The following is a 12,201-nucleotide window of genomic DNA, read 5'->3' as shown; positions in this document are numbered from 1 at the left end:
TTAATTCCACGGCATAATTCTAAATATAGTAATACAATTTCGCTATCTATTGTAGCACTTTAAAGCTGATTATGATATTACCACGCTTAAATTTAATTGTTTATAAATGAATTCTTTTGTCACTTGGTCATTCAGTGTTTTTACGTAAAAAAGGTTTCATGTGAAACTGTAACTGTAGTTGCTACATTTCATATGAAACCTAACTGCTATTTCAATATTTTTTTAGCAAAAATAATCCGACCCGAAGATGTTTGCAATAAACTGACGACTTCTAAATCAATGTGTTCGCCAATATGTTTTTTAGCATTGTCTACAACTACCATCGTACCATCTTCTAAATAACCCACTGCTTGTCCAGCTTCTTTACCCATCTTAGTTAACAATAAGTTAAGTCGATCACCTTGATGGACTGTTGGCTTAATGGCTTCTGATAAGTCATTAACATTGAGTACTTGAATGCCTTGTATATGACAAACTTTGTTCAGATTAAAATCTGTAGTGATAATTTGAGCTCTATAATGCAGCGCGAGTTTAATTAACATAGCGTCTATATCACTGTGTGATTTTGTAGGTTGAATAATACGTGTAGGGTGCTGTGCATCGTGTAATGCATTAAGCATATCTAAGCCTCTTTGACCTTTTTCTCTCTTCACACTATCATTCGCATCCGCAATAACTTGCAATTCATTAATCACACCTTGTGGAATTAAAATCTCACCATCTACAAAGCCACATTCTAAAACATCTAGAATACGTCCATCTATAATTGCACTCGTATCAATCACCTTTGGCATCGCATTACGTGTATTCATAGCCATAGAACGCGTCATATTTTCTGGCAAAAACAAAAGCATTTCATCACGTTTACGTAAACCAAATTGAAATCCTAAATACCCCAATATGATTGTAACAATGATTGGTACAAAATGATTTAACACGTTGTTGCCAATAATTTGGAAAATAAATGAAATCATTACAGAAATAAGCAAACCTATAATGAGCCCAATTGTGGCAAACAATATTTCTATCGCACTTTGACGCATAATCATTTGTTCTAAATCTTTCATTGCTAAAGTTACTTTCTTAATAAACCAACCAAAGATAGCAAAAAACAGTATAATCCCTAGTAGTCCATTGAAATAATTATTTGTAAGTAGCATGAAATGACTCAATCCAGCATCTGCAATAATCTCTGGAATAAGATACACGCCTAAACTTGCGCCCAATATGATATAGCACAAGATTACAATGAGTCTTATCATGTTCAAATGCTAACGCTCCTTTCGCATGAAAGCTATTATGACTTCATAAGCCATGTAACCATTTAAATAAATGTCGTTGATCAATGTTTTGATAAGGCATATTTTAATGCCTCATGGACATTTGTCACACCAATGACTTTAATGTTGCTCGGGAATTCCCAACCCCCAATATTAGATTCAGGAATAATAATGCGTTTAAAACCTAATTTTTCCGCTTCTTGTACACGTTGTTCAATGCGAGAAACACGTCTCACTTCCCCTGTTAAACCAACTTCGCCGATAAAACAGTCTAAGCCATCTACAGTTAAATCTTTAAAGCTTGAGGCAGTAGCAATAATGATTCCTAAATCAACAGCAGGTTCTGTTAATCTTACGCCACCAGCTACTTTAATATAGGCATCTTGTTGTTGCAGTAAATAATTTTCTTTTTTCTCTAATACAGCCATTAACAAACTTAAACGATTGTGATCTATTCCTGTCGCCATACGTCTTGGATTATTAAATGTTGTGGGTGTCACTAACGCTTGAACCTCAATTAATAATGGTCGCGTACCTTCCATAGTAGACACGATTGTCGAACCTGGAACATTTGTAGACCGTTCTTCTAAAAACATTTCTGAAGGATTTTTAACACCTTTCAATCCACTCTGTTTCATTTCAAAAATACCCATTTCATTTGTAGAGCCAAAGCGATTTTTTACCGCTCTTAAAATCCGATAAGCATGATGCTCATCACCTTCAAAATAAAGCACCGTATCTACCATATGTTCTAGCAAACGAGGTCCCGCAATCTGACCTTCTTTCGTAACGTGACCAACAATAAACGTCGCGATATTTAGTTGTTTAGCTATATTCATCAAGCTCTGTGTACTCTCTCTCACCTGAGATACCGAACCGGGTGCAGAACTGATTTCAGGGTGAAAAATAGTCTGAATAGAATCTACAACAAGCAAATCAGGCTTCAATTGTTTAACTGTTTCATGTATCACTTCTAAATCTGTTTCTGCAAATACATTTAAATGACTTGAATCTTCATCTAATCGATCTGCTCTTAATTTTGTTTGATTTAATGATTCTTCACCAGTTATATATAAAACGTTTTTCTCTTGTGATAACGCTGCACATATTTGAAGCAATAGTGTTGATTTACCGATACCTGGATCGCCACCAATCAACACAAGTGAACCATTAACGATCCCGCCACCAAGCACTCGATTAAACTCTGCTGAATTCGTTTTAACACGTGGTGTTGTCTCATGCTTTATATCATTTAACTTCTGTACTTTGGATGTATTTTCACGACTGCGCACACCATATTTCGGACTTGTCGATTTCTGTTCTATGATTTCTTCCATTTGATTCCATCCACCACAGTTAGGACATTTCCCCATCCATTTAGGTGACTGATAACCACATGCCATGCATTCAAAAATCACTTTCTTTTTGGCCAAAACTGCACCTCCATCTTTATTGAACAAATCTATTTTATACCTATGTTTATGTAAAAACAAATTTTATTTACAAATGATTTATTTTGATATTTTATATGCTAAATAAATAGCTTTATATTGTAATATATAAATGAATATATTGCAAAAATCTATTTTTAAAAATAACACTATTATGCCTATAGCACCATCAAAAAGATATACTTTATTGATATCCAAATTAGCCTACAAGGTCATATCATACTTTCACCATACTGTATCGTAGTTTTTGAAATTAAAAAAGCGTTTCTCAAGGTTGAAATAAATACTTGAGAAACGCTTTGGCACTATGACCTATATTGATTTATCTAATTTTATGATTCAGAAGTTTCTTTTTCTTTTTCATCTTCTGTTCTATCTTTAATGTTATATTTATATTCCTTACCGTCATGGTCGATATAAACATTTTTACCTTCAATTTGATTGCCGTCTAAGATTAACTCACTTAAGTTATCTTCAATCGTTTTTTGGATTTCTCGAATAAGTGGTCTCGCACCATATTCTGGATCGTATCCTTCTTCAGCGATGCGTTCTTTAGCTGCATCAGAAACGATAATATCAATATCTTGTTCTGATAAACGATCTGTAAGTTTATTTACCATCATTGTTACAATTTCTTTCAACTCATCTTGAGACAGTTTGTGGAATACAATGATGTCATCTACACGGTTTAAGAATTCTGGACGGAAAGCATTTTTCAATTCTTTCATCATTGTTTTACGGATAGATTCATAGTCTTGACCTTCTGATGCGCCACCAAATCCAGCAAAACGTTGATCTTGCAATTCTTGCGCACCCACGTTAGATGTCATAATAATCACTGTGTTACGGAAGTCTACTTGACGACCTTTAGTATCTGTTAAATGTCCATCATCTAATACTTGCAACAAGATGTTAAATACATCAGGATGCGCTTTTTCGATTTCATCAAATAATATAACTGAATATGGTTTGCGTCTTACTTTTTCAGTTAATTGACCGCCATCATCATGACCAACATAACCTGGAGGCGCTCCTACTAAACGACTGACAGCATGTTTTTCCATAAACTCACTCATGTCAACACGAATCATTGCGTCATCTTCACCAAACATTGTTTCTGCTAGTGCACGTGCTAATTCTGTCTTACCGACACCTGTAGGCCCTAAGAATATAAAGCTACCTATTGGTCTTTGAGGATCTTTTAATCCTGCTCTTGCACGTCTTACTGCTTTACTGATTGATGTCACTGCTTCTTTTTGACCAATGACACGTTTGTGTAACGTATCTTCCAAGTTAAGCAAGCGATCAGATTCTGTTTCATTAATTTTTGTTAATGGAATGCCAGTCCAACCAGCGATAACTTCACCGATATCCTCTTCAGATAAGGATGTGTTCGCACCGTTTTGGCTATTTTTCCAATTATTGTTTGCTTCTTCGTATTGTTTTTCTAATTTAGTTTGTTTATCACGTAAATTAGCTGCATTTTCAAATTCTTGTGCATGTACAGCTGCATCTTTTTCATTTTTCACTTGCTCAATTTCTTGTTCCAACTCTTTTAAGTTTGGTGGTGTTGTATGACTTTTTAGTCTTACTTTTGAGCTTGCTTCATCAATTAAGTCAATCGCTTTATCTGGTAAGAAACGATCAGAAACATAGCGATGACTTAGTTTTGCTGCTGATTCTAAAGCTTCATCAGAGATGTTGATGCGGTGATGTGCTTCATAACGATCACGTAATCCTTTTAAGATTTCAATCGTATCTTCAACAGTTGGTTCATCTACTTGAACAGGTTGGAAACGACGTTCTAACGCAGCATCCTTTTCAATGTTTTTACGATATTCATCTAGTGTAGTCGCACCGATACATTGTAATTCGCCACGGGCTAATGCTGGTTTTAAGATGTTTGATGCATCAATTGCACCTTCTGCACCACCAGCACCTACTAATGTGTGAAGCTCATCAATGAACAGAATGACATTACCTGCTTGGTGAATTTCTTCCATTACTTTTTTCAAACGTTCTTCAAATTCGCCACGATATTTCGTACCAGCAACGACTGTTCCCATATCTAATGACATCACACGTTTACCTTTAAGTGTTTCAGGAACTTCATTATTAACAATTGCAAGTGCTAAACCTTCAGCAATTGCCGTTTTACCGACACCTGGTTCCCCAATTAATACTGGGTTGTTCTTTGTACGTCTACTCAACACTTCAATGACACGTGTGATTTCTTTATCTCTGCCAATAACAGGATCCAACGTGCCATCATTAGCAATTACTGTTAAGTCACGAGCAAGACTATCTAAAGTTGGTGTATTATTAGATTTGTTTGCCTGTGCATTTTTATTGCTCATTTCAGGGCTTCCTAAAGCTTTCACTACTTGCGCGCGTGCTTTCGTAATGTTTAAGTCTAGATTAGCAAAAACACGTGCAGCTACGCCTTCATTTTCTCTAATTAAACCAAGTAATATATGCTCGGTACCAACGAAATTGTGGTGTAATTTTCTTGCTTCGTCCATTGATAATTCAATAACTTTTTTAGCACGTGGTGTGTAATGTAACGCACCCATTTGTTCTTGACCGTGACCAATTAATTTTTCAACTTCTGTTACTACTTTTTCTTCAGTAATATCAAAGGATTCCAACACTTTTGCTGCAATACCTTCTGGTTCTTTCATTAAACCTAAAAGTAAATGTTCTGTTCCTATATTTGAATGATTTAAGCGAATTGCTTCTTCTTGAGCATGTGCCAATACACGTTGTGCACGTTCTGTCAGTCTACCAAATAACATAGCATGACCTCCTAATTTATATGTTCTCTTAAAATATCTGCTCTTTTTTCGTTAACTGTTCTATCATCTTCATCATCTAATAAGAATGGTGATTGAATAGCAACCATCAACTCATTAAACTTAAAGTCTTTTAAATCAATATAGTCTAAATCTATACCTAATTTCACTTCACTTAATCTAAATGATGCTTCTTCCATAGATATTAGTCTACTATATTTTAAGATACCTAACGAACGATATACTCTATCTAAAGTTTCAATTTTATTATGCTTGCTAAGTCGTTCGCGAATTTGCATCTCTTCGTTAATAATTTGTTGTACTACTTCAGTTAAACTTTCAATAATTTCTTCTTCTGTTTTTCCAAGCGTCAGTTGATTGGAAATTTGATAAATGTGACCGTATACTTGGGAACCTTCGCCATAGATACCTCTTATTGTGAATCCAAAACGATTGATTGTTTGAGCGATTCTATTCATCCGCTTCATAATCGTAAGTCCCGGTAAATGTAACATTACGCTGGCTCTCATACCAGTACCGATATTCGTCGGACATGTTGTTAAATAACCGAGTGTTTCATCAAAACTTACATCTAACTCACTGTCTAATGTGTCATCCAGTGCGGAAGCTTTTTCATATAATGTTTGTAATGATAAATCATTTCCCATGGCTTGAATTCGTATATGATCTTCTTCATTAACCATAATGCTTAAAGATTCATCTTCATTTAAAAGTACTGCAGCAGCAGGTCTTTTTATTAACTCGGGACTGATAAGATGTTTCGCAACAAGTTTATATTTACTCTGCTGGTCCATCGTGTCTAATCTCTGTATAAACATGTTAGGAAGCGCATCTTGAACTTCATTTATCACTCTATTACCATCTTGTTCGGATGCAAACATCAAAGGGTGTACATGATTTTCTAAATTTCTAGCCAAACGCAATCTCGAAGACATTACGATTGGACTTTCTGCTTCGTCTCTCATCCACTCACTAATGTGGGTGCTGATATCATTCTTACTCATCATGTTTCACCTCGCTGTCTTCTTTCAATGCCTTAATTTCATCTCTAACAACTGCAGCCTCTTCAAAATTTTGTTCTTCAATTAACTGATTTAAATAAGTTGTTTTCTCTTCTATTTGTTTTTTCAAAGCTAACTTTCTATGTGAAGAGCGTGGTGTTTTTCCAGTGTGTTCGATTTGACCACCTTGTACACGTCGTACAATATCGACAATGTCATCTTTAAAAGTTGCGTAGCAGTCTGCACAACCAAATTTACCAACATGCGCAATATCTTTTAATGTCATTTGACAAGTAGGACATCTCTTTTCTTCTTTAAATGCAATTTCATCGAAATCAATACCGTGTTTCGCTGCTAAATGTTGTAATATTTGTTTTACTACAAACGCACCTTCAATGTCATCTTGTGACTGCATTTGTTGGTTTTGAGTCCATGGGTTACCGCCTTGTGCGCATGTGGCACAAACCCATTTTTCATGTACACCATCTTGCCCTTTAACTGCTAACTTTACTTCTGCTTCATTTAAATGACAATTTTCGCACAGCACGACCAAACACCTCTCTTAATTTCTTTAATAATAATTTATTACATGTAATATTCGTTTCACTATATTAGCACGTATAATATCTCTTGATAATACATCCATTTTTAAAGTTTCTCTATCGATTACAGCGTAAATCATTTTTGCTTCGCGTTCACTGATATATGCTTTATCTAATAAACCATCTATGATGTAATAAGCTTGTTGCTGTGAAATAGATGGTCCGATGAGTTGAAGTAAATGATTAATGTAACCTGTTTCATCTTTGTTTTCAATTTTAGTGATTCGAATATAACCACCGCCACCTCTTTTACTTTCTATTTCATAACCATGTTCATTTGTAAAACGTGTTTTGATCACATAGTTTAGTTGAGAAGGCACACAGTCAAACCGCTGTGCAATATTGGCACGTTGAATTTCAACAACGTCTTCATTGGTGTCTTCAAATAATTTTTTAATGTACTGTTCTATGATGTCGGACATGTTATGCATGATTATCACCTCTTTTGACCTTCTTTGACTATATTATATGACCAACTTTGACCTTTTTCAACCAATATGTTTTAAATTTTTTCAATTTTGGATGTAAGTAAGCGCTTGTTTATTGTATTATAGGAGTTAAGAAAAAATTTAAAGGGATGAATTATTATGCATATTATTATCGGTTTAATTGGTATTGCTGTGTTTCTTGGGTTAGCTTTACTCTTTAGTTCTGACAGAAAAAATATTCGCTGGCAATACATTGGCTTATTACTCATAATACAACTTGTATTTGCTTTTATATTATTAAAAACAAAATTTGGTATTACGGTCATTGGTGGCATTTCAGATGGCTTTAATTACTTATTAGCTAAAGCTGCTGAAGGTGTCAATTTTGTATTTGGTGGATTTGAATTTGTAGATCCTAAAAATCCTCCATTCTTCTTCAATGTATTATTACCAATCGTTTTTATTTCAGCATTAATTGGTATCTTACAATACACAAGAATATTGCCATTCATTATTAACTATTTAGGTTTAGCCATTTCTAAAGTAAATGGGATGGGTCGCTTAGAGTCATATAATGCGGTAGCAGCAGCAATTTTGGGTCAATCAGAGGTTTTCATTTCACTCAAAAAAGAATTAGCACATATCCCTAAACAACGTCTTTATACATTGACTGCTTCCGCGATGTCTACGGTATCGGCTTCTATTATCGGTGCTTATTTTACATTAATCGAGCCTAGATATGTAGTTACTGCAGTAGTACTAAACTTATTTGGCGGGTTTATCATTGCTTCTATTATTAATCCATATAAAGTAGATGTAAAAGAAGATAAATTAATCGTTGAAGAAAGTGAGACGGAAAAACAGTCCTTCTTCGAAATGTTAGGGGAATACATTTTAGATGGGTTTAAAGTTGCTGTAATCGTTGGTGCGATGCTGATTGGTTATATAGCAATTATCGCTTTGTTAAACGGTGTTGTAAGTGCTATTTTCACTGCAGCTTCAGGTGGAAGTATTACATGGGATTTCCAAACTTTAATTGGATTTATATTTGCACCATTAGCATTTTTAATTGGGGTACCATGGGACGATGCTGTTCAAGCTGGTTCTATTATGGCAACAAAATTACTATCTAATGAATTTGTAGCCATGCAAAGCTTAAATGAAGTTAAAAATATCAGTGAACACGCAAAAGGTGTAATCTCTGTCTTTGTTGTATCTTTTGCTAACTTTAGTTCTATTGGTATTATTTCTGGCGCAATCAAATCGCTTAATAATGAAAAAGGTGATATGGTAGCACGTTTTGGTTTAAAACTTTTATTTGGTGCCACACTTGTGTCATTTATTTCTGCAGCAATCGCAGGTTTCTTTATCTAATTAAACTGACAAAAAGCAGGTCAATCCATTTTGGAATTGACCTGCTTTTTTACGTTATATTAAACTTGCTCAATTGTAGCCTTTGCTACAATATGTTCAATGAAATATTGCGTTACGCGATAATCTTCTGTTAACTCTGGATGGAAAGAAACACCTAAATAGCGTCCTTCTTGAACTGCTACTATTTTCTCACCAATCGAGCTCAATATTGTGGCATTCCCATGGACTTGGGATATATGAGGGGCTCTGATAAATACCCCTTCTATATCTTCTGCAATGCCAGTAATATTTAAATGACTTTCAAAACTATCTACTTGTCTGCCAAATGAATTACGTTGGACTGTAATATCTAATTTGTTGAGATATCCTTCTTCACCAACAATATCTTTTGCCATAACTATAAGCCCTGCACAAGTGCCAAACATAGGTAATTCAGATTGTTGTAATGCTTCTTTAAACCCATATAAATTCATTAAACGACGTAACGTTGTCGATTCACCACCAGGTAGTATGAGCCCATCAATTTCCTCTAATTGCTCCACATGTTTTATGGCAATACCCTCGTATCCACTTAATTCAATATGCTTCAAATGTTCTCTCACAGCACCCTGTAAAGCTAAAACACCTATTTTCATATTACCAACCACGCTCTTGCATACGTTCTTCTAGTGACAAATCATTAATGTCTAAACCTTTCATTGCTGTACCTAACTCTTTAGCTAATCTACCAATTAATTCATAATCTTGGTAATACGTCGTAGCTTGTACAATTGCTTTTGCAAATTTTTCAGGATCTTCTGATTTAAAAATACCAGAACCAACAAATACACCATCTGCACCTAATTCCATCATCAAAGCAGCGTCTTGAGGTGTTGCTACACCACCAGCTGCAAAATTCACTACTGGCAATTTACCGTTTTCTTTAATTGATTTTAATACTTCAAAAGGTGCACCTATGTTTTTAGCTTCCGTCATAATTTCATCATCATTCATAACTGTTATGCGACTCACTTCAGCATTGACTTGTCTAATATGTCTAACAGCTTCAACGATATTACCAGTACCAGGTTCACCTTTCGTACGTAACATTGCCGCTCCTTCACCTATGCGACGCGCTGCTTCACCTAAATTACGACAGCCACAAACAAATGGTACTGTAAAAGTATCTTTACGTAAGTGGTACTCTTCATCAGCTGGTGTTAAGACTTCTGATTCATCAATATAGTCAACACCCATTGCTTCTAGTACACGTGCTTCTGTTATATGACCAATACGACCTTTAGCCATGACAGGTATAGAAACAGCATTCATTACTTCTTCAACAATTTTAGGATTTGCCATTCTAGCAACACCACCAGCTGCTCTAATATCAGAAGGAACACGTTCTAACGCCATTACAGCAACTGCCCCTGCTTCTTCCGCAATCTTCGCTTGTTCAGCATTGACAACGTCCATGATGACGCCGCCTTTTTGCATTTCAGCCATTCCTCTTTTGACTCTTTCTGATCCAGTAAATTTAGACATTTTATTTACCCCTTTACTTAGTTGATTAAATTCATTTTAAAAGATAAACTGGTATTTAAAAAGGTACACTTTCAAAATAATTTAGGAGGTCAGTTTATTGTCTAAAAATCATCTCTATATTAATTTATATGAAAATTTAAAACAACAAATCATAGAAGGTCAATACAAATCTGAAGATAAGTTTCCGTCTAAACGTGCATTAGGCCAACATTTATCTGTAAGCAATACAACAATTGAACATGCGTATCAGCTCTTATTAGATGAAGGATATATTTACTCCAAACCGCGTTCAGGCTATTTTGTTTCAGATATAGAAACGCTTCCTGTTATCGCAAGAAATATGGACCAATCCCAACATCATAATTACTCAAAAAATAATCATGAAGTGACACAATCAGTCCGTTCACTGGCATTTAATTTATCAGAGATTGATGCAGAATACTTCCCTATGAAACAATTTAGAAAATATGCAAAAGATGCATTTGAAGATGAAGAAATTGATTTACTACAACATGTTAATTCAAAAGGCGAGATTTCATTAAGACAAGAAATTGCACATTACTTATTTAATAGTCGTGGCGTTAACTGTAGACCTGAACAAATTATCATCGGTTCTTCAACAGAACAACTAATAAATCTTTTAACTGACATTTTAAATGACGGTCGTTTTTTAATAGAAAATCCTAGTTATCCACCCATTAAGCAAGTACTAGATAAAAAGCAAATTGCTTATCTTCAAGTACCTGTAAATAGTACAGGAATAGAAATTACGTCCTTTCAGAAATCCAATAATAATATCGCATATGTCACGCCATCACACCAATTCCCCACAGGCTATGTTATGAGTTTAAAAAAAAGAACCCAACTCATCAATTGGGCACAACAAAGTACTGATAGATACATTATTGAAGATGATTATGATTCTGAGTTTCGCTACTTCGGCAAACCAATACCTGCTCTACAAAGTTTAGACACTAAAGATAAAGTCATATATATTAGTACCTTTTCCAAATCATTATTTCCAAGCTGTCGAATTGCATATTTAGTTTTACCAAATAATTTACTTTCAAAATATGACAACTTGGCAAATAAAGAAGGAAACACAGTGCCCGCACATACACAAAAAATGATTTCACTCTTTATGAAATCAGGCAGTTTTGAAAGGCATCTTAATAAAATGAGGAACGTGTATCGCCATAAACTAACAACAATTTTAAATGCATTAACGCCTTATCAATCGCAATTAAAAATAGATGGTGCTTTAGCTGGTATGCATTTTACACTCACTGTCAAAAATCATTTGACTATGGGGCAATGCTTAGAACGTGCAAAGGAAAATGATTTAAATATAATACCATTTAGTAAATATGATAGTGATCAAAACACAGTTAAATTTATTCTAGGTTTCGGTGGTATTCCGATATCCCAACTCAAAAAACATACAGACGCACTAATCAAAACACTGACAGTCTAGTATATATATTATTGATAGTTTGACTTTTATATTTCTTATGAATGTACATGCTATTGGAATAGTGTGACTTATGCATGAGTTTTTGCTCATGCATTCCTTTTACTATTTCACGCTTTCCTCACTCACTTACCACTTGTAAGCTCATTTCGTCTCTCGTTTACTTCGTCAGCTTCAAACGCTTTCTTTTGTCAGTTTACAGTTCTTCGAACTGGGAAGTTAAGCTCCTTTTATGTAAAAAAAGAGACCTCTCGGTC

At 34.8% G+C, this 12,201-nt stretch carries 10 protein-coding genes; 2 read left to right on the top strand and 8 right to left on the bottom strand.

What is annotated here, in order from left to right; genetic code table 11:
• Positions 1-206 precede the first annotated feature (206 nt).
• The 6 genes from KA883_RS07715 to KA883_RS07690 all read right to left on the bottom strand — a co-directional run bounded on the left by KA883_RS07715 (position 207) and on the right by KA883_RS07690 (position 7,578).
• Positions 207-1,268: a PIN/TRAM domain-containing protein gene (locus KA883_RS07715; protein WP_046207692.1), complete on the bottom strand. Its 1,062-nt coding sequence runs from the start codon at positions 1,266-1,268 to the stop codon at positions 207-209.
• Positions 1,269-1,342: 74 nt separating this feature from the next.
• Positions 1,343-2,713, bottom strand: coding sequence for a DNA repair protein RadA (gene radA / locus KA883_RS07710; RefSeq protein WP_210139940.1), 1,371 nt, complete (start codon positions 2,711-2,713; stop codon positions 1,343-1,345).
• A gap of 350 nt (positions 2,714-3,063) precedes the next feature.
• The gene (locus KA883_RS07705) at positions 3,064-5,526 is read right to left on the bottom strand and encodes an ATP-dependent Clp protease ATP-binding subunit (RefSeq protein ID WP_046207694.1); all 2,463 of its coding nucleotides are present in this window, start codon (positions 5,524-5,526) and stop codon (positions 3,064-3,066) included.
• An 11-nt stretch (positions 5,527-5,537) separates the two neighbouring features.
• Positions 5,538-6,548, bottom strand: a complete 1,011-nt coding sequence (locus tag KA883_RS07700) for a protein arginine kinase (protein ID WP_046207695.1) — start codon at positions 6,546-6,548, stop codon at positions 5,538-5,540.
• Positions 6,541-7,092, bottom strand: a complete 552-nt coding sequence (locus KA883_RS07695; protein ID WP_046207696.1) for a UvrB/UvrC motif-containing protein — start codon at positions 7,090-7,092, stop codon at positions 6,541-6,543. Before KA883_RS07695 ends, KA883_RS07700 begins: the two co-directional genes overlap by 8 nt.
• A 24-nt stretch (positions 7,093-7,116) precedes the next feature.
• On the bottom strand, positions 7,117-7,578 hold the full coding sequence (locus KA883_RS07690) for a CtsR family transcriptional regulator (protein WP_019468588.1): 462 nt from the start codon (positions 7,576-7,578) through the stop codon (positions 7,117-7,119).
• A gap of 156 nt (positions 7,579-7,734) precedes the next feature.
• Here KA883_RS07690 and KA883_RS07685 point away from each other — a divergent pair, with 156 nt between their 5' ends.
• Positions 7,735-8,949, top strand: coding sequence for a NupC/NupG family nucleoside CNT transporter (locus KA883_RS07685; RefSeq protein WP_046207697.1), 1,215 nt, complete (start codon positions 7,735-7,737; stop codon positions 8,947-8,949).
• 59 nt (positions 8,950-9,008) lie between these two features.
• Here the strand turns inward: KA883_RS07685 and pdxT are convergent, their stop codons facing one another.
• Positions 9,009-9,584 (bottom strand): pyridoxal 5'-phosphate synthase glutaminase subunit PdxT, encoded by a 576-nt coding sequence (gene pdxT / locus KA883_RS07680; protein ID WP_046207698.1) that lies wholly within the window; start codon positions 9,582-9,584, stop codon positions 9,009-9,011.
• 1 nt (position 9,585) lies between these two features.
• Complete coding sequence (gene pdxS, locus KA883_RS07675) at positions 9,586-10,473, bottom strand: pyridoxal 5'-phosphate synthase lyase subunit PdxS (protein ID WP_046207699.1); 888 nt, start codon at positions 10,471-10,473, stop codon at positions 9,586-9,588.
• A gap of 97 nt (positions 10,474-10,570) precedes the next feature.
• Between pdxS and pdxR the strand changes: the two genes are divergently transcribed.
• On the top strand, positions 10,571-11,947 hold the full coding sequence (pdxR, locus tag KA883_RS07670; RefSeq protein ID WP_145381424.1) for a MocR-like pyridoxine biosynthesis transcription factor PdxR: 1,377 nt from the start codon (positions 10,571-10,573) through the stop codon (positions 11,945-11,947).
• The last annotated feature ends 254 nt before the right edge of the window (positions 11,948-12,201 follow it).

Origin of the sequence: Staphylococcus sp. GDY8P54P, from assembly GCF_017892645.1 — a bacterium.
GTDB lineage: Bacteria > Bacillota > Bacilli > Staphylococcales > Staphylococcaceae > Staphylococcus > Staphylococcus ureilyticus.
The sequence above is the reverse complement of the archived record's forward strand: the minus strand, read 5'-3'. Positions and strand labels throughout refer to the sequence as shown.